General features: G+C 63.9%; 15 protein-coding genes and 1 pseudogene. 4 read left to right on the forward strand and 12 right to left on the reverse strand.

The genetic code is table 11. The features are described 5' to 3' along the window. Positions 1 to 168: 168 nt before the first annotated feature. From E3T51_RS17055 to E3T51_RS02370, 6 genes and pseudogenes are all read right to left on the reverse strand, one after another. On the reverse strand, positions 169 to 1299 hold the full coding sequence (locus E3T51_RS17055) for a hypothetical protein (RefSeq protein WP_241989131.1): 1131 nt from the start codon (positions 1297 to 1299) through the stop codon (positions 169 to 171). A 98-nt stretch (positions 1300 to 1397) separates the two neighbouring features. Beyond that, a complete protein-coding gene (locus E3T51_RS02350) occupies positions 1398 to 2885 on the reverse strand; it encodes a nitronate monooxygenase (protein WP_241989132.1) in 1488 nt (495 codons plus the stop codon). Positions 2886 to 3130: 245 nt separating this feature from the next. Continuing rightward, positions 3131 to 4417, reverse strand: a complete 1287-nt coding sequence (locus tag E3T51_RS02355; protein WP_134527502.1) for a citrate synthase — start codon at positions 4415 to 4417, stop codon at positions 3131 to 3133. Between the two features lie 231 nt (positions 4418 to 4648). Next, entirely contained in the window at positions 4649 to 5749 is a 1101-nt protein-coding gene (gene dapC, locus E3T51_RS02360) for a succinyldiaminopimelate transaminase (RefSeq protein WP_277613340.1), read from the reverse strand. 9 nt (positions 5750 to 5758) lie between these two features. Further along, a pseudogene (gene fdxA / locus E3T51_RS02365) lies at positions 5759 to 6090 on the reverse strand (ferredoxin). Between the two features lie 80 nt (positions 6091 to 6170). Further along, positions 6171 to 7139 (reverse strand): PIG-L deacetylase family protein, encoded by a 969-nt coding sequence (locus tag E3T51_RS02370; protein ID WP_166806359.1) that lies wholly within the window; start codon positions 7137 to 7139, stop codon positions 6171 to 6173. A gap of 161 nt (positions 7140 to 7300) precedes the next feature. On the opposite strand from E3T51_RS02370, the gene efeU reads away from it, so the two are divergent. Genes efeU through efeB form a run of 3 tightly spaced genes read left to right on the forward strand, consistent with a single transcriptional unit; the run spans position 7301 to position 10729 of the window. Beyond that, positions 7301 to 8170: an iron uptake transporter permease EfeU gene (gene efeU / locus E3T51_RS02375; protein WP_134527068.1), complete on the forward strand. Its 870-nt coding sequence runs from the start codon at positions 7301 to 7303 to the stop codon at positions 8168 to 8170. 28 nt (positions 8171 to 8198) lie between these two features. After that, positions 8199 to 9371: an iron uptake system protein EfeO gene (gene efeO, locus E3T51_RS02380; RefSeq protein WP_134527071.1), complete on the forward strand. Its 1173-nt coding sequence runs from the start codon at positions 8199 to 8201 to the stop codon at positions 9369 to 9371. Beyond that, the gene (gene efeB / locus E3T51_RS02385) at positions 9368 to 10729 is read left to right on the forward strand and encodes an iron uptake transporter deferrochelatase/peroxidase subunit (protein WP_255453207.1); all 1362 of its coding nucleotides are present in this window, start codon (positions 9368 to 9370) and stop codon (positions 10727 to 10729) included. The genes efeO and efeB overlap by 4 nt, the downstream gene beginning before the upstream one ends. On the opposite strand, the gene E3T51_RS16660 is transcribed toward efeB, so the two are convergent. From E3T51_RS16660 to E3T51_RS02400, 4 genes are all read right to left on the reverse strand, one after another. Next, on the reverse strand, positions 10726 to 10866 hold the full coding sequence (locus E3T51_RS16660) for a hypothetical protein (protein ID WP_166806360.1): 141 nt from the start codon (positions 10864 to 10866) through the stop codon (positions 10726 to 10728). The genes efeB and E3T51_RS16660 overlap by 4 nt on opposite strands. 20 nt (positions 10867 to 10886) lie before the next feature. After that, entirely contained in the window at positions 10887 to 11189 is a 303-nt protein-coding gene (locus tag E3T51_RS02390; RefSeq protein WP_134527073.1) for a hypothetical protein, read from the reverse strand. A 106-nt stretch (positions 11190 to 11295) separates the two neighbouring features. After that, positions 11296 to 13206, reverse strand: a complete 1911-nt coding sequence (gene typA / locus E3T51_RS02395) for a translational GTPase TypA (protein WP_104192989.1) — start codon at positions 13204 to 13206, stop codon at positions 11296 to 11298. Between the two features lie 145 nt (positions 13207 to 13351). Continuing rightward, positions 13352 to 15040 carry a dipeptide ABC transporter ATP-binding protein gene (locus E3T51_RS02400; RefSeq protein ID WP_104193193.1) on the reverse strand — a complete coding sequence of 563 codons (1689 nt, stop codon included), beginning with the start codon at positions 15038 to 15040 and terminating at the stop codon, positions 13352 to 13354. Positions 15041 to 15107: 67 nt separating this feature from the next. On the opposite strand from E3T51_RS02400, the gene E3T51_RS02405 reads away from it, so the two are divergent. Next, entirely contained in the window at positions 15108 to 15716 is a 609-nt protein-coding gene (locus E3T51_RS02405) for a PH domain-containing protein (protein ID WP_134527076.1), read from the forward strand. 17 nt (positions 15717 to 15733) lie between these two features. Here E3T51_RS02405 and E3T51_RS02410 read toward each other — a convergent pair whose 3' ends face one another. Both E3T51_RS02410 and E3T51_RS02415 read right to left on the reverse strand, forming a co-directional pair. After that, positions 15734 to 16798, reverse strand: coding sequence for an ABC transporter permease (locus E3T51_RS02410; RefSeq protein ID WP_134527079.1), 1065 nt, complete (start codon positions 16796 to 16798; stop codon positions 15734 to 15736). Further along, positions 16798 to 18330 (reverse strand): ABC transporter permease, encoded by a 1533-nt coding sequence (locus tag E3T51_RS02415; protein WP_134527082.1) that lies wholly within the window; start codon positions 18328 to 18330, stop codon positions 16798 to 16800. Before E3T51_RS02415 ends, E3T51_RS02410 begins: the two co-directional genes overlap by 1 nt. Between the last annotated feature and the right edge of the window lie 83 nt (positions 18331 to 18413).

Raw genomic sequence — 18413 nt, forward strand, 5'->3', positions numbered from 1 at the left:
CGTCGCCGTCGCCACTCCTCGATCGGGCACGTCACGCCTGTGGCCTTCGAGCTGCAATACTCGTCACAGGCCGCAAAGATCCAACTCGCCGCTTAACCCGTGTCCACTCTCCGGGGTCAAGGCCACACCGCCGGGCGGTGCCCGCCGAAGAGTGTGTTGGGGTCAGCATCAGCGCCGAGTTTGAGAAGTTGGGTGAAGGAATCCGCGGCGATCTGGTCGAGCGTGCGTGGGTCGTCTTTGACGCTCTTCGCCCACGCTGCCCGTTCCGGATCGACAAACCGCACCCCGCCACGCCGCGGACTGGTCAGGGCGTCGTAGGTTGCTATCCACATTTCGCCCTGCTCCGCCGGTAGTAGTGCGTGCAGGGTCACCATGCCGTCGGCCCGACGCCAGAGCGACCACGTCGTATCGTCGCGCCTGCTTCTCCCTCGCCAAAATACCGGCCGCATCCAGCTCGTCACGCAAGCGCCTGGCTCGTTTGAAGGCCTGCTCGGTATTCATTTTGGGGGCGTCGACGAGCAGCACGCGTAGGGCTGAGGCGAGCCTGTCAGCGGTGATGGCCTGGTCGAGGGTGCCCAGCCCACGAAGCAGGGCATCGCCGACGCCGGGTGAGAAAGCACCAGCGGCGACGGCGTGCATGATCGGTGCCTGCCAGGGAATGATTACCGGTTGCAGCACCGGCTGCAGCACCGGCACCGGCACCACCGGTGCGACCAGCACGACCGGCACGGCCGGCACGGCCGGGACGGCCGGGACCGCTGCGACAACCGGCAAGACCGGGCGAAGCGGGGCGTCGGGGAGCGGCTGATCGGGGTTCAACTCAGCCCAGACTGCCGCCCGATCTGCCTCCCGAGCCTCCCACTGGGCGGTTTGCCACTCCGTCTCCCGCTGTGCGTCGGCTGCCGTAGCCGCTTCCCTCGCGGCGGCCTCAGCCGCAGCCTGCGTGGCACGCACCGCTCTACGCTCAGCCTCCCGCACCTCGACCGCGCGGCGTTCAGCCTTTTCGGTCTCGCTCATCAGCACCCCAATGGCGAGCAGCCGACCAGCCTCGATGCGGCTCAGGCCGGTGGCGTGCTGCACCATCAGTGTCGGGTTGCCATACCCGTGCCGCGCCGCCAAACCCGACTGGCCCAGTTGCGGCCGGGATCGCTCGGCGATGGTGCCCGCCAGCAACGCCGCCACCGTGTGGCTTAGTCGCAGCAGATCCGCGATCGGACCACGCGCAGCGAGCACCTCGGCATCACTGAGACCGGAGAATTCGGCACTGGAGCCGCCGAGTGCGGCGACACCGGCCGCCACCTCGCCCGTGAACTCGGTCGCTAGGACTGTTCCGTGCCCCGCTGTCCGGAGGTAGCGCCCGACTGAACCGGCACTGCGCCGGTTCAGTTCGTAGGCTGCTATCGAGATTTAGATTCGAGGTAGGCTACAGCTTCGGTGGCGGACCAGCCTTGGGGGTGCGCGGCACGCAACGCGTTGACCCCGTCGAGGTCAGTACCGAGAGTGACCAACGGCAACTCCTCGTATCCATTTCGCCGGGTCTGGCTGAGTCCGACGTTGGCCGTGAGGGCGTTGCACAGGCATTTGCGGCCGGCGGCTTCTTCGCTGGAACCGCCCTTGCGCACAAACGTCGCGACCGGTTCGGCCGGGCAACGATAACCGAGCACTCCGGGGGCGCGTTCGTACGGCACCCGCAGATAACCGAGATCGCACAGGCGCGGGCGCTCTTCGTACAGGGTGCCCTCGGACAAGGTTCCGGGCAGCGTTGCGACTTTGAACGGGAATCCCGTCGAGGATGCCAGCGGATCGGTACGAATCTCCAGCCCCTGGCCGTCGATTTGGCGGAGCAGCTGCTCCCGCAGGGTCTCGTCGAGGCCGGATTCGGCCGCGAGGGCGAACAGCGTTCCCACCTGAACGCCGGCGGCGCCGATTGCGAGGGCTTCACTGACCCGCTCGGGGGTGCCGTAACCGCCGGCGACCCAGAACGGCAGGCCGACCGCTGCGACCTTCGCCAGATCGGCGTCATCCCGGGGGCCATAGACCGGTTGGCCGTCGTCGTCGAGCACGGCGCGTCCGCGCGGCGGAGCGTTGTGCCCGCCGGCCCGCGGCCCTTCAATGATGAAGCCGTCGGGACGGGTCGACTCCTCCCGGGTCAGGTACACAGCAAGCACATGGGCAGCGACGATCGCCAGAAAACGAGGCCGGTGTAACGGCGGCAGTCCTCCACCGGTCAGGGCTTCTGGATTGAACTCGACGGAATACCTGGTGGTGGAGTTCTCGACGTGCAGGTCGAGCGCCCGGGTCTCGTGCTGGGCCAGTCCGGTCAGCAGGGCAGGAATCTCGGCCGGAATTCCCGCCCCCATCAGCACATAGTCGACACCGGCCAACATCGCGCCGTAGGCCGCGCTCGGAGTGGCCAACTGCACCTTCTCGAGAAAATTGATACCGACCAGACCATCGTGGCCCTCCTTGGCCAGCCAGACTTCAACGAAGTTGGCCACGACACTCAGCTCGAGCGATTTTGCGAGCGGATGCTGGCTGACCTTGGCGATGGGAAGGTACGGATTTCCAGGGCCGCGACCGCCGAGGCGCAGGTACTTCCGCAGCACCCGGTCGGCGAGGGCCGGAACCGGGAAGTGAGCCAACGCTCGGCGCACGTGGCCACCCGCGTCGCCGTCCTGCAAGCGCCGAGCGATCACGGTGTCGAGAGCGGTACCGCTGACGACACCGAGCTGCCCCGCTTTCGACACCGCTCGGGCGAGCTGCCACGACGATACGGCAACGCCCATGCCGCCCTGGATGATGGTCGGCAGGGTCTGCGTCGGGCGCGCAGTCGTGGGGGTTGCCGTCGCGAGTGTCGCGGGCGCAGTCATCTCGAGCACAGTCATGGGCGAACCTTTCAGTGACGGACACCTCGGCTGGGCGCCCTCTCAAAGCGTATTCCCGTGCATATTCCGCCTCACGAATACGTTCCACCGATCCATTCCAAATCCGACGAAAGGTGAACGACGAAGGCGAACGGTGCGCGGCGAAAGGCGACGCATCCGTTGTCAACGAAGTAAAGTCGCCAAGGAACCGGCCGTGACGCCATCAATGCAAGGCCCGTGGATCAAGCCGCCGAATAAAAGCGGTGCTACCGCAGCGGGTAGTCTCGCGCCGGGGAGCCCACATAGAGCTGCTGCGGGCGACCGATCTTGGAAGCTGGATCCTCGTTCATCTCACGCCAGTGCGCGACCCAGCCGGGCAGACGCCCGATTGCGAAAAGCACGGTGAACATGCGCGTCGGAAAGCCCATCGCCTTGTAAATGACACCGGTGTAGAAATCGACGTTGGGGTACAGGCGACGTTCCTTGAAGTAATCGTCGTTGAGCGCGATGTGCTCGAGTTCCTGAGCAATGTCGAGCAGGTCGTCCTTGACGCCGAGAGCAGCCAGCACCTCGTGAGCGCTCTCCTTAACCAGGGTGGCGCGCGGGTCGTAGTTCTTGTAGACCCGGTGCCCGAAGCCCATGAGCTTCACGCCGTGTTCTTTATTCTTGACGCGTTCGACGTACTTTTCGACGCCCTGACCGGATGCCTGGATCTCACCGAGCATCGCCAGCACGGCTTCGTTAGCTCCGCCGTGCAGCGGTCCAAACAGCGCGTTGATGCCGGAGGAGACTGACGCAAACAGGTTGGCCTCGGTCGAGCCAACCATGCGCACCGTCGAGGTCGACGCGTTCTGCTCGTGGTCTTCGTGAAGCATGAGCAGGCGTTCAAGGGCCTTGCTGACGACGGGGTTGATCTCATAGGGCTCGGCCATGTTGCCGAAGTTGAGCTTGAGAAAGTTATCGACGAAGCTCAGGGAGTTGTCGGGGTAGAGAAAGGCCTGCCCGACGCTCTTCTTGTGCGCGTAGGCGGCCATGACCGGCAGCTTGGCCAGCAGACGAATGGTCGAAATCTCGACCTGCTCCGGGTCCTTCGGGTCGAGCGAGTCCTGGTAGAACGTGGACAGGGCCGAGACGCCCGACGCGAGAACGCTCATCGGGTGCGCCTTGTGCGGCAGGGAATCAAAGAACCGACGCATGTCTTCGTGCAACAGCGTGTGATGACGGATGCGATCGTCGAAGTTGGCCAGTTCGCTCGCGCTGGGCAAATCACCGTAGATCAGCAGCCAGGCCGTCTCGAGGAAGTTCGAGTTCTGGGCGATCTGTTCGATCGGATACCCGCGATAGCGCAGGATGCCGGCGTCACCGTCGATGTAGGTGATCGCGGAGCGGGTTGCCGCCGTGTTCACGAACCCGTAGTCCAGCGTGGTGAGGCCGGTCTTCTTCGTCAGGGTGGAGATGTCGATGCTCGACACGCCTTCCACACTGGTCAGGATCGGGAACTCTGCGCTCCCGCCGGGGAAAGTGATGGTGACCTTGTTGGGGTCAGCGCTCATCGGTTCGCCGGATGTTGTCTGCTGCGCGACGTCGGTCACGGAGCCTCCTCGGGTATCTCTGCCGGATGAAATGTGGCGACGCGTCACTGAATCGGCAAGTGATTAAGCTGCTGTGGTCGATTCCGCCGCGATTACAGCCTAATCGGCCTGACCACCTACTGTTGCATCAGCTAAGACTTCGCGCGGTTCGTTGGTGGAAGCCTACAGACCTCCGCCCAAACAGACCCTGTTTTAGACCAATAAGCGTGCCACGGCCGCGGCGATACGCTCGTCGGTCGCGGTGAGCGAGAATCGCACGTGCTCGGGGTAGACATCGCCATAGAACGGACCGGGACCGGCCAGAATGCCTAGGTCGGCCATCCGTTCGATGGATTGCCATGCGGGACGACCCTCGGTCGCCCACAGGTAGAGTCCGGCTTCGCTCTGATCGATGCGAAAGCCGGCCGCCTCCAGCGCGGGACGCAGCGCGGCGCGGCGCGCGCGATAGCGCTCCTTCTGCACGGCAACGTGCTCGTCGTCGCCGAGAGCGGCGATCATTGCCTCCTGCAGGGGCGCCGGAAGCATGAGCCCGGCATGCTTGCGCACCGTCAGCAGCCGCTTCAGTACGCCGCTGCAGCCGGCCGCGAAGGCTGCTCGATAGCCGGCCATGTTGGACTGCTTGCTCAGCGAGTAGATCGCGACGATGTTGCGCAGGTCGCCGTCAATAACTCGGGGGTCGAGGATGCTCGGGATTGCCTCGGCGTCCCAGGGGGCGTCCCAGCCGAGCTCGGCGTAACACTCGTCGCTCACGATCACCGCGTCGAGTTCGCGGGCACGGGCAACAGCAGCGCGCAGGTGATCGACCGACAACACTCCGCCGTCCGGGTTTCCGGGGCTGTTCAGCCAGATCAGCTTGGTCGATTCGGGCCACTCGGCCGGATCATCAGAGGCCAGGGCCGCCGCGCCGGAGATAGCGGCACCGATCGCGTAGGTCGGGTAGGCCGCCCGCGGGTGCACGATCGTGTCGCCCTCGCCGAGGCCAAGCATGAACGGCATGAGGGCCACGAGCTCCTTGGAACCGATCGTGGGCAACACGTTCTTCGGTTCGAGGCCGGTGACACCGCGGCGCCTTGCATACCAGGCGATGATCGCCTGCTGCAGGGCAGGCGTACCGACGGTTTGCGGGTAGGCGTGGGCATCCGTTGCAGCGCGCAGCGCATGCTGTACCACGTCGGGCGTGGCATCGACCGGCGAACCGATCGACAGGTCGACAATGCCGTCGGCGTGTTGCCGTGCCTGGGTCGCGAAAGGCACCATCTGATCCCAGGGGTAATCCGGCAGCGGCTTCAGCACGAAAATCGCTTAGTGCGCAACCTGCGGGGGCAGTGCGGAGATGACGGGGTGGTCCTTGGCGAGCACGCCGATCTTGGCGGCGCCTCCCGGGGAGCCGATGTCATCGAAGAATTCGACGTTGGCTTTGTAGTAGTCGGCCCACTGTTCGGGCAGGTCATCTTCGTAGTAGATGGCCTCGACCGGGCAGACCGGCTCACAGNCTCACAGGCCCCGCAGTCGACGCACTCGTCAGGATGAATATAGAGCGAGCGTTCGCCCTCATAAATGCAGTCCACCGGGCATTCATCGATGCAAGCACGATCTTTCACATCGACGCACGGCAGAGCGATCACATACGTCACAGGCTGGGGATTCCCTTCAAGAGCGGACTTCTGATTCTACGCCCCCTCGGTCAGGCCCCTTTCCGTATGACGCGGTGCGGCTAGGGTCGGCGCGGCGGAAGTTTCGGCCAGGCCAGCACGAAAGCCGCGATCAGCGCAGGAACAACGGTCCACAGGGTTCCGGGCAAGCCAGCCGGTACCAGGACCGACCCTCCGGAACCGCGCAGTGAGAGCACGAAAATGGTCAGGAGCAATCCCGTCGCGGCGAGGCCCACCACGAACCTGTCCCCCACTACAAGCCGCAGCCCGAGCAGTAACGCGCCGATGCCGACGAACGCGATTGCCAGGCCGATCGGAAGCGCCACACCGAACAGGGTCAGGGTGACCTGGTGAGCGATTGTTCCCAGCACACCAAAGAGGATGCCCAGAAGCAGTCCGCCGAGACCGCCCAAAGACCGGTTTGTTAGGGTCGGGCGAGCGGGTCGTTCGGTGGGCGCGGGCAGCGCTGTGCGCGGGGCATCCGTTCTCAGGAACGTTTCGGTGTCGGTGACGACATCGGTGGCCCCGTCAGCCAGGATGCGAGTGCGCTCGGCCAGGGTCCAGCGCGCGGGAAAGTGCGAGAGTGCGCGCAGTTTCTGGTCGAGGTGCGCGCCGACGTCGATTGCAATGAGACGCTGGCCGGCTGCCTGCCGAACCGTGCAGGCCAGAAACACCGGCAGGCCGGCCTCGTGCGCGGCGGCCTGCGCGACCACACGCAGACCGTCATCGACGGTGCCGACAACCACTGCGGTTGCGTCGAACGCGTCAATGGCCTCTCGAATGGTCGATTCGAATTCCTGCGCGGAGGCCTGCGGCAAGCGATGCCAGACACGCGCCCCGAGTTCGGCCAGCGCCGCGGAGATTGCGGCATCCATTTCGGTGTGAGCAACGGCGTAGAGCACAACCACCCGGGATCCATCGGCGCGCAACCGGGCGATCGTGCCGCCGGTAAGAGCGGATTCGTCGCCGGGCCGAGCATGCACGAACAGGATTCGCTCGCCGCTGCCGGACATGACCATGGGCGTACGCACCGTTTCTGCTCTGCGGGCTGTTCGTCTTGCCGGGTACTATCTGTCCCCGAAATGAATCATAACTAGACACGATCGCACCGGTCGGACTAGAGTCAAACTCGGTAAGGTTAGCCTTACCAATATGTTACCGAAACTGTCGGCCGAATCATTCAAGGAACCCCGTGCTCGCAAACTACCTGATCGGCCTGCGCGAAGGCCTTGAGGCCGCGCTGATCGTGACGATCCTCATCGCCTACGTCGTGAAGATCAACCGGCGCGACGTGCTGCCGCGCATCTGGCTCGGCATCGGCCTCGCCGTGCTGCTCGCCCTCGGCATCGGTGCTCTGCTCACCTACGGAACCTACGGGCTCTCGTTCACCGCGCAGGAGACCATCGGCGGGGTGCTGTCGATCATCGCGACCGGCCTCGTGACCTGGATGGTGTTCTGGATGCTGCGCACCGCGCGCGACCTCAAGGGACACCTGCAGGGCAACATCGATAAATACCTCCTCGGCACCGGCCTCGGACTCGTGCTCGTCGCGTTTCTCGCCGTCGGCCGTGAGGGCATCGAGACCGCCCTGTTCCTGTGGGCCGCCGTGCAAGCCACCGGCGCAACGACCATGCCGCTGCTCGGCGCTGCCCTCGGCATCGCGACCGCGATCGGCCTCGGTGCTCTGATTTACGCCGGCATGCTCAAGATTAACCTGTCGAAGTTCTTCACCTATACCGGGGCCATCCTCATTGTCGTTGCCGCTGGCGTGCTCTCCTACGGTGTGCACGACCTGCAGGAAGCCGGCATTCTGCCCGGCCTGCACGCCCTTGCCTTCAATGTGAGCGCCGCCGTGCCGCCGGACAGCTGGTACGGCACTCTGCTCAAGGGCACCTTGAACTTCTCCCCCGCCACCACCTGGCTGGAGATGTTCGCCTGGCTGGCCTACGCCGTGCCCACCCTGACCCTCTTCATCAAAAAGAGCCGCCAAGGTCGCACGAGCACTCACCCGGTTCAGGCCGCACCCCGGACGCCGGCGCCCGTTCCGGTTTCCGCGCACTGACTTCTCGTTTCTCTGCCAAAGGATCTTCATGCCTCGTGTCTTGCGTTCTGCCCGCCTGCTCGGCGTCGGTGTTCTCGGCGTCTCTCTACTCAGCGGCTGCGTCGCAAACGACCCGGCAGCCTTGCACACAGCCCTTACCGTAGACAGCAGCGCGACGGAGTGTGCGATATCAGCAAATGAGGCGCCGGCTGGCAGTATCCGCTTTTCGATCACCAATTCCGGCGATCAGGTGACCGAGTTTTACCTGCTCGCCGACGACGGCCTGCGCATCGTCGGCGAGGCGGAGAACATTGGCCCCGGACTCAGCCGCGACCTCGTCGTGCAGCTTGACGCCGGCAACTACTTCACCGCCTGCAAGCCGGGGATGACCGGCGATGGCGTCGGCAAGGCCGAATTCACCGCCACCAAAACGGATGCCGCCGCCGCCGCCGTCGACGTCGACCTTGCGGCCCAGATCGACACCGCCAACTCCGACTACGCCTCGTACGTCAGCGATCAGATCGACCAGCTCGTCACCGGCACCGACTCGTTCGCCGCCGCCTATATAAATGGGGACGACGACACGGCCCGCAGCCTGTACGCGTCGACCCGGGTGCACTGGGAGCGGGTAGAGACCATTGCCGAATCGTTCGGCGACCTCGACCCCAAGCTCGACCTGCGCGAGGCCGACCTCGAAGTGGGCCAGGACTGGACCGGCTGGCACGCGATCGAGAAGGACCTCTGGCCGACCGAAGCTGAAGCCGGCTTCGAGGCGTACAGCACCGAGAAACGCGCAGCCCTCACGCAGCAGCTCGTCGCCGACACCGCCACCCTGCACTCGAAGGTGCAGGGTTTGAGTTTTACCCTGTCGCAGCAGACCAACGGTGCCATCGGCCTGCTCGACGAGGTCGCGACCGGCAAGGTCACCGGCGAGGAAGAGACCTGGTCGCACACCGACCTCTGGGACTTTCAGGCCAACGTCGATGGAGCCCAGGTGCTCTACGACGGCGTGCGCCCAATCCTGCTGCAGACGGATGCCGAGCTGGCCGCTTCGCTCGACGCCGAGTTCGCCTCCCTGCAGGCGCTCCTGGACGTCCAGCGCGTCGGCGACGGATTCAAGCTCTACACCGATCTCACTCCGGCCGAGATTCGTGCCCTCGCCGATCAAGTCAACGCGCTCGGTGAGCCGTTGAACCAGCTCACCGCCGCGCTCGTACTGTGACGCGCAGCCTGAAGAGCAGCAGCACACGCGGTAAGCGGGCCCAGCCACGTGCGGCGCTCTCCGCCGGGCCCACCTCGGCCGCTCCGGCCACGGCAGCACGCGGCCTGTCGCGGCGGGGGCTCCTCGGCCTCGCCGGGGCCGGTGTCGCCGGGATCGGGCTCGGTGTAGCCGGGGATAGAGCTGCGGTGGCGGCGTCGTCGGGATCGGAGGCGGCATCCGTTTCGCCGGTCTACCCGTTCTATGGCAACCACCAGGCCGGCATTGTCACGCCAGCGCAGGATCGCCTGCACTTCGCCGCTTTCGACGTCTCCGCCGGCACCACGCGCGCCCAGCTGATCGAGCTACTGCGGGATTGGACGGTCGCAGCCGCTTCGATGGCCGCCGGGCAGGATATCGGGGAGTACGGCGCTGTCAGCGGCCCCTATGACGCACCGCCTGAAGATACCGGCGAGGCACAAGGCTTGCCAACGGCTGGCCTCACCATCACGTTCGGTTTCGGGCCGACCCTGTTTGAAACAGCGGATGGCGTCGATCGCTTCGGCATTGTCGGCCGCCGGCCGGCCGATCTGGCGCCGCTTCCGCACTTTCCCGGCGACGACCTCGACGCCGGCCGCAGCGACGGTGACCTGTGTATCCAGGCCTGCTCGAACGACCCCCAGGTGGCCGTGCACGCCATTCGCAACCTGTCCCGCATCGCGTTTGGGCGGGCCGCCCTCCGCTGGTCCCAGCTCGGATTCGGTCGCACCTCATCGACGTCAACGGCTCAGGCCACCCCGCGCAACCTGTTCGGCTTTATGGACGGCACGTCTAATATCAAAGCCGAAGAGCCTGAGGTCGTCGCCGACCAGGTGTGGGTGGCGACGTCCGACGGCCCGGCCTGGCTGGCGGGCGGCTCCTACCTGGTGGCGCGGCGCATCCGCATGACGATCGAGACCTGGGACCGCTCTATTCTGAGTGAGCAAGAGGCCGTGTTCGGTCGCACCAAGGGGTCAGGGGCGCCGCTCTCCGGCGGAACCGAATTCACCGAACCCGACTTCGTTCTGACCGGCCGGGAAGACCGTCCGCTCATCGGCGCCGCTGCACACGTGCGGCTCGCGCATCCAACCCAGAATAAGGGCATGAAGTTACTGCGCCGCGGCTACAACTTCGTCGACGGCAATGACGAGCTGGGCCGGCTTGAAGCCGGGCTGTTCTTTATCAGCTTTCAACGCTCGCCCGCCCAGTTCACCGCGGTGCAGCTCAACCTCGCCAAGCACGACGCACTCAACGAGTACATTCGGCACGTCGGCAGTGCCCTATTCGCCGCTCCGGGCGGCATCTCCGACGGTAGTTACGTCGGCGCGGCCCTGTTCGCCTAACCGAGCGCCGGAACCGGAGTGACGGTGTAGACAACGCCGTCGGGATTGCCAGCGACGACGACGCCGTACGCCGCGTTGGCCATTGTGACCACCTCAGCATCGACTCCGGCTACAACTTCGGTGAAGCCAGCCGCCAAAAGCTCAGTGCGCGCCTCCTTCAGGGGGTCGTTGAAGTGGCATTGACGGTGACCACCCAGGCACCGACTCCACTCTCGCCCAGGCCACCGGTCGCGAAGAGAATCTCTCCGTCGACCACGGGAATATCGGTCGGCCAGTCGGCGGGAAGTTGCCCGCCCAGGCTGACGTCGCCGCCCGTCGCGTCCTGCACCGCGCCATTCACGGCACCACTCACAGAGTCGCGCGCGTTTTCGCCCAGGGAGCAGCCCGCCAACAGCGGTAATGCGACTGCGGCTACAAGGAGGCCAAGCGTAACTCGTCGTGCCGGTCGGCTGGCAGTCATGTGAAACCTCTCAAATTCAAAACACCGGTATATCGCAGGAGCGCAAAAAGTGCTGCTTCGACTTGGTCAAAGCAGCACTTTTTGCGCTCGCGCAGAGGGGAACTGGCTAGTTCGCGTCCATCTTCTTCACGCGTGAAACCTGGCGTGAGCGAGCGGATGCCGTCAGCTCTACCTTGCGGATACGCACGGCGGCGGGGGTGACCTCGACGCACTCGTCTTCGCGGGCGAACTCGAGGCACTGCTCGAGCGAAAGCACCTTGGGCGGCGTCATCGACTCGAACGTGTCGGAACTGGACTGACGCATGTTGGTCAGTTTCTTTTCCTTGGTGATGTTCACGTCCATGTCGTCGGCGCGCGAGTTCTCGCCGATGACCATGCCTTCATAAACCTCACTGGTCGGCTGCACGAAGAACGACATGCGCTCCTGCAGGTTGATGATCGCGAACGGCGTGACAGCACCGGAGCGGTCGGCCACGATGGAACCGTTCGTGCGGGTGTTGATCGTGCCGGCCCAGGGCTCGTAGCCGTGCAGGATCGCGTTGGCGATACCGGTACCACGCGTGTCGGTGAGGAACTGCGTGCGGAAGCCGATCAGGCCGCGCGACGGAACGATGAATTCCATGCGAACCCAGCCGGTGCCGTGGTTGGCCATGTTCTCCATGCGACCCTTGCGGGCGGCGAGCAGCTGCGTGATGGCACCGAGGTATTCTTCGGGCGCATCAATGGTGAGGTGCTCGTAAGGCTCGTGGATCTTGCCGTCGACGCGCTTGACGACTACCTGCGGCTTGCCGACAGTGAGTTCGAAGCCTTCGCGCCGCATTTGCTCGACCAGGATGGCGAGGGCCAATTCTCCACGGCCCTGCACCTCCCAGGCGTCCGGGCGTCCGATGTCGACTACTTTGAGCGAGACGTTACCGACGAGCTCGCGGTCGAGGCGGTCCTTGACCATGCGGGCGGTGAGCTTGTGGCCCTTGACCTTGCCCATAAGCGGCGAGGTGTTGGTTCCGATGGTCATTGAGATGGCCGGGTCGTCGACCGTGATGGTCGGCAGGGGGCGCACGTCGTCGGGGTCTGCGAGGGTCTCACCAATGGTGATGTTCTCGATACCGGCTACGGCCACGATGTCGCCGGGGCCGGCGCTCTCGGTCGGGTAGCGGTCCAGAGCCTTGGTGATGAGCAGCTCGGTGATCTTCACGTTGCTGACGGTGCCGTCCTGCTGCACCCAGGCCACGGTCTGGCCCTTCTTGATGGTGCCCTGGAAGATGCGCAGCAGCGCGAGGCGGCCGAGGAACGGCGAGGCGTCGAGGTTGGTGACGTGCGCCTGAAGCGGGTGCGTGTCATCGTACGTCGGTGCCGGGATGTGCTTGAGGATGGCGTCGAACAAAGGCTCGAGGTCGTCGTTGTCGGGCAGCGTGCCGTCTTCAGGCTTGTTCCAGCTGGCGGCGCCGTTACGGCCCGACGCGTAGACGACGGGTACGTCGAGCACGGCGTCGAGGTCGAGGTCGGGAAAGTCATCGGCCATGTCGCTCGCGAGACCGATGAGCAGGTCCTGGCTTTCGGCCACAACCTCGTCGATGCGCGCGTCGGGACGGTCGGTCTTGTTGACCAGCAGGATGACGGGAAGCTTGGCTTCGAGCGCCTTGCGGAGCACGAAACGGGTCTGCGGCAGCGGGCCCTCTGAAGCGTCAACGAGGAGCACAACACCGTCGACCATCGACAGTCCGCGCTCGACCTCGCCACCAAAGTCGGCGTGGCCCGGGGTGTCGATCACGTTGATCGTGATGGGACCGTCCGCAGCGTGGATGCCCTTGTACGAAACTGCCGTGTTCTTGGCGAGAATCGTGATGCCTTTTTCGCGCTCGAGTTCGTTCGAGTCCATCGCGCGCTCTTCAACGTGGGAGTGGTCCGCGAAGGAGTCGGTCTGTTTGAGCATCGCGTCGACCAGTGTCGTCTTACCGTGGTCAACGTGAGCAACGATTGCAACATTTCGGAGGTTATTGCGTGTAGCAATCGCCATAAAAATAGATCCTTACGAAGAATGAGTGCCGCAGAGTCTCGCGCGCGACGAAGAATGGATACCAGGGGTCATAATGTGACCCAAAGTACTATCCTATCGTATCCACGTCAGCGCATCGGTGGGAGTGTCTGCTGCCCCGGTGCTGTCACCCCTTGGCGGCGTGACGGGCCTCGCGACGGAGGCGCTGTTCCACCGGATCCGGCACCGGGACCGCGCTGATCAATCGCTGCGTGTACGGGTCCTTCGGGGCACGCAGAATTTCGTCGCTCGTGCCCTGCTCCACAAGTTTGCCCTTATGCATCACCGCGATACGGTGGGCCAGTGCGTCGACGACCGCCAGGTCGTGGCTGATGAACAAGCACGCGAACCCAAGACGTTCCTGCAGCTCGTGCAGCAGGTCCAGGAATCGGGCCTGTACCGAGACGTCCAAGGCACTCGTGGGTTCGTCCGCGATCAACAGGTCCGGATGCAGGGCGAGCGCGCGTGCGATCCCGACGCGCTGTTTCTGCCCGCCAGACAATTCGTGCGGAAAACGGTTGCGGTAGCTGGTGGGTAGTTCTACCTGTTCCAGCAGTGTCTGTACGCGTTTGTCGAGGTCAGCGCCGCGCGCTTCACCGGACAGATAGAGGGGCTCTCCGATCGATTCTCCGATGGGCATTCTCGGGTTGAGCGATGACGCGGGATCCTGAAAAACGATGCCGGCTTTGCGGCGCAACGGCCGGAGATCACGCAGTTTCGCATGGGAAATGTCGATCCCACAGGAGATCAGCGTGCCGTCGGCGATCGGCAGCAGCCCGACAGCAGCACGACCCAGGGTGGTCTTGCCCGATCCGGACTCGCCGACCAGTCCAACGATCTCCCCGGGAAAGATCTGAAAGTCGATGGCCTCGGCTGCCCTGAATGCTGGAATGCGCCCGCGCTTGGGATAGTCAATGGAAACGTTTTGAAACTCAAGCACCGGTTTGACGCCTACCGGGCGGGCAACCTGCTGCCGGGCGACCGTTTCAATGCCTTGGCCCAGGTGCGGCACCGCGGCCAGCAACTGCTGGGTATACGGATGCTGCGGACGGTTGAAGATATCGTCGATCGGCCCGGCCTCGACCGTGAGACCGTTCTTCATCACCATGACCCAATCCGCCAGGTCGGCGACGACGCCCATGTCGTGCGTAATGAGAATGATGGCGCTGTCGAGTCTGGTGTGCAGGTTGCGCATCAAATCGAGAATTTCAGCCTGCACTGTCACGTCGAGCGCGGTCGTCGGCTCGTCAGCGACGAGCAATATCGGGTCGCAGGAAATTGACTGGGCAATCATGGCGCGTTGCCGCTGTCCGCCCGAGAGTTGATGCGGATACTTGTCGAAAGACAACGTAGGGTTGGGCATCTCAACGAGCGTCAATAACTCAATCGCACGCGTTTTCGCCTCGTGCGGCGACAGGTCGAAGTGCGAGCGCAGGGCCTCCACAATTTGAAAGCCGACCGTGTAGACCGGGTTGAGGGCCGTCATCGGCTCCTGAAAAATGGTGGCCACATCATTGCCGCGCACCTTGCGAATCTCCGACTCGGGAAGACCGCAGATTTCTTTTCCGAGAAGCTTGATCGAGCCGGTCGTGCGTGCATTTTGCGGCAACAGGCCGAGCAGCGCCATGGTCCCCGTGCTCTTGCCCGATCCGGACTCCCCCACGATGGCGAGCACTTCACCGCGGCGCACCTGATAGTTCATCTTGATAGCCGCCGGGTACAGTTCACCCTCGACCCAGAAATCCACATCGAGGTCGGTCACCTCGAGTACGGCCTCTGTCACTGGCCGGGAAGAAGAGCCATTGCCGGGGGACATGATTGCTTCGTTACTCATCAGCTGAGGTCCTGTCTGTGTTGAACGCGTCGTCTGTGAAAATGAACCCATGCCGATCTTCACGTTTCGTCCTGTATTTGGCCGGGTTCTGGCCGCCGTCGTGGCCGCGCTCTGCGCGGCGGGGTGTGTCGGCCTGGTGCTGGCCGACGACATTGAGAATCTGCTGCGCACCGTGCCACTGCTGCTGTTCTTCTCCGCAGCAGCAATGGCCATGTTTTGGCAGCCGCATATTGTGGTCGAAGAAGCGGGCATCACGGTCGTCAACGTGTTCCGCACGTTCTTCGTGCCGTGGCCGCACGTGGAGCGCATCGACACCCGTTACACCTTGACGCTGTTCACGGCCCAGCGGCGAATTTCGGTGTGGGCGGCACCGAGTCCCGGCATTCGCGGGGCGATCGCGATTGAGCGTTCCGACCTCCGAAATCTTGGCGATTCCGCCTACGGTACCGGTCGAAGCGTGCGGCCGGGGGATTCCGTGAGCACCGCGTCTGGACAGGTGGCATTCGTGCTGCGCCAGCGATGGGAAGCCCTGCGCGACACCGGAGCGCTGGACAGTGCCATCGTTGATCCGGATGCTCTCCGCGTCACCACCCATCGGGTCACCATTGTGGTGCTCGCCGGATTGCTCGCCGCAGCGCTGATCGGTCTTGTTTTGTAGAAGCCTGGGCATAAGCGCTAGACCGTGCTGGCGGCGCGCGCGCGACGGGCATCCGCTTTTGACAGCGCCTTCGCGGACGGCATCTTCTTCTGACGCGGGTCGAACGCGTCGCGCAGACCGTCACCGATGAAGTTCACGGTCAGTGCGATCACGATGATGAAGATGCCGGGCCACCAGAACAGCCATGGTCGGGTAGCGAAGGCTGCAACATTCTGGGCCACGATCAGGCCCAGTGACGTGTCGGGATTGCGCACGCCGTAACCCAGAAAGCTCAGGGCGGTTTCAGCCAGGATGGCGCCGGCCATGAGCAGGGTGGCGCTGACGATAATCACGCCGACAGCGTTGGGCAAAATGTGTTTGAAGATGATGCGCGCGTCGCTGGCCCCGGACACCCTGGCCGCATCGATGAACTCGCGTTCGCGCAGTGACAGGAATTCACCCCGCACCAGTCGGGCGAGCCCGGTCCAGGCGAAAAGCCCCAGCGCGAGGCCAAGAACCGCTGCGCCGAGTCCGGCAGCACCAATGGAACGCCCGATAACAGCACCCACCACGATGAACGGGATGGTGATGATCACGTCGGTGAAGCGCATAAGGATGGCGTCGCCGATTCCGCGGTAGAAGCCAGCGAGGGCGCCGATCAGCACCCCTATTCCGGTGCCGACCAGGCCGACCAGCAGCATGATCATGATGGATTGCTGGGTTCCGCGCATGACGAGGGCAAAGATGTCCTTGCCGATTTCGTCCTGGCCGAAGGGGTGCGGGCCAATGCCGAAGCCCGGGCCGGGGATCAGGTTCAACGTGGGAATGCCTCGATTAACCAGTGGCGGTGTCGCGTTCCAGTGCCAGGGCCACCACCCGGGGGTGTTCAGCCCCCAGACATGAATCCCGACCGAGCTGAAGGCCAGCACGATCACGAAGGCAAGAACGAAGATCGAAACCACGGCGCCCTTGTGGTGAAAAAACCGTTTACGAACGATCTGTCCCTGGCTGAGGCCGATGGTTTCACGTTGTTCGATCGAGGATTCGTCGAGCTGATTGCCAGCTCCCAGCGGGACCTGCAGGGACGGATTCGGATCGGACATTAGGACACCCTGATTCTCGGGTCGAGGGACGCATACAGGAGGTCGGCCAGCAGGTTGAATATGACGGCGAGGAGCCCGGTCACCACGAAGAAGGCCATCACCGGGTTGGGATCAACGTGGTCGATACCGTTTTGAAATAGCCTGCCCATGCCGCTCCACCCGAACACGGACTCGGTGATCACCGCTCCACCGATGAGCGCTCCAATTTCGAGCGCGATCACCGTCGCGATCGGGATGAGTGCGTTGCGCAGGGCATGGCGCACGACGACGGTGCGCTGGGTGAGCCCCTTCGACCGGGCCGTGCGGATGAAGTCCTGGTTCATCACCTCGAGCATGCTCGCCCGCGTGTAGCGCGTCAGGCTGGCAAAGGAGATGAGGATGATTGCGATGGTCGGCAGGAGCAGGTGGGTGAAGGTATCGATGCCCTGAATCCAGAAATTACCGCCGAGGTTAGGTGTCGTCGATCCGATGGTCGCCACCGGCCGCCCGTTGACCCGGCTGGAGTTGACGTAGTCGTTCCAATAGAGCAGATGACCATCGATAACGACCACCACTCCGATGATTACGGCGACGATGGCCGAGGTGCGGGCTGATTGCCACCGGTCTCTGCCACCAAGGAAGTACCCGATCGCGCCGCCCACGACGACAGCGCCCAAAGAGAGGGCGAAGAAGAGCGGAAGCGACATACTGCGAAAGACGAAGTAAGTCATCGGATAGTACAGGGCGATACCCACGGCGGCCGTGACGAGGGCTCCACGGACCGCGTTCTTGTCCTTGAGTCCCACCGAGACTGCCGTGACGCCGAGCGCAGCCGCCAGGGCGGTGATCACGACGCCGACGATGCCGACGCTCGGGGTGGTGAACCAGTCGGTCAGTTCGAAGTAGGCCAGCAGTGCGAGCGTTGACGCCGTCGCCACGCCGAGGGTGATCCACCGTCGCCGCGACGCACCACCAAGGAGTGACATCCACAGGAGTCCAGACACGATCGAGATTCCGATCATGATCGGCACTCCGATAACGGGGTCGGACAGCCAATTATTGAACCCGATCGCGATGTATTGCTTGAGCAGCACCGCCACCCAGAAGATAGGCAGAGAGAAAAAGAGAAAAGAAGCGAATGTGATCGTGTAGTCGTAACCGCTGTACTGACGCAGGGCCGTCGTGATGCCGACGATCAGTCCGACGATGATGGCGATGATCTGGGCACCGGTGACCAACTGCAGTGTTGATCCCATCGCCTGTTGAAGCAGGATCACCACGGGCAGGCCTTGCACGTTGACGCCGAAGTCACAGGCTCCGACGAAACACTGCCCGACGCCGCCGAGCCACAGGAAGTAGCGAAAGAAGGGGGGAACATCGAGATCGAGCCGCTGGCTGAGCGACGCCATGAGCTCGATCTTGTTTGGTGCGCTGCTCTCGCGGAGTTCCTTTAGCGGGTCCCCGGACAGGGCGACGAGCATGTACATCAGGAACGTTGCTGCGAGGAGCACGATGACGGCGGCAATCAGCCGCCGGAATACGAATGAAGCCATGAGCGGTGGCTACCTGTCTCTGGTCGGGGGAAGGCGCTGGGACCAACCGGTCCCAGCGCCTCAAATAGCACGTTGATCCAACG

It is taken from the genome of Cryobacterium serini (assembly GCF_004404025.1).
In the GTDB taxonomy this organism is placed as follows: domain Bacteria; phylum Actinomycetota; class Actinomycetes; order Actinomycetales; family Microbacteriaceae; genus Cryobacterium; species Cryobacterium serini.

Excerpts from the sequence above, each read along its gene's own strand:
- E3T51_RS02350 (WP_241989132.1), bottom strand. The coding sequence starts at position 2,885 with ATGACTGTGCTCGAGATGACTGCGCCCGCGACACTCGCGACGGCAACC.
- E3T51_RS02355 (WP_134527502.1), bottom strand. The coding sequence starts at position 4,417 with ATGAGCGCTGACCCCAACAAGGTCACCATCACTTTCCCCGGCGGGAGC.
- efeO (WP_134527071.1), top strand. The coding sequence starts at position 8,199 with ATGCCTCGTGTCTTGCGTTCTGCCCGCCTGCTCGGCGTCGGTGTTCTC.
- E3T51_RS02390 (WP_134527073.1), bottom strand. The coding sequence starts at position 11,189 with ATGACTGCCAGCCGACCGGCACGACGAGTTACGCTTGGCCTCCTTGTA.
- typA (WP_104192989.1), bottom strand. The coding sequence starts at position 13,206 with ATGGCGATTGCTACACGCAATAACCTCCGAAATGTTGCAATCGTTGCT.
- E3T51_RS02400 (WP_104193193.1), bottom strand. The coding sequence starts at position 15,040 with ATGTCCCCCGGCAATGGCTCTTCTTCCCGGCCAGTGACAGAGGCCGTA.
- E3T51_RS02405 (WP_134527076.1), top strand. The coding sequence starts at position 15,108 with ATGCCGATCTTCACGTTTCGTCCTGTATTTGGCCGGGTTCTGGCCGCC.
- E3T51_RS02410 (WP_134527079.1), bottom strand. The coding sequence starts at position 16,798 with ATGTCCGATCCGAATCCGTCCCTGCAGGTCCCGCTGGGAGCTGGCAAT.
- E3T51_RS02415 (WP_134527082.1), bottom strand. The coding sequence starts at position 18,330 with ATGGCTTCATTCGTATTCCGGCGGCTGATTGCCGCCGTCATCGTGCTC.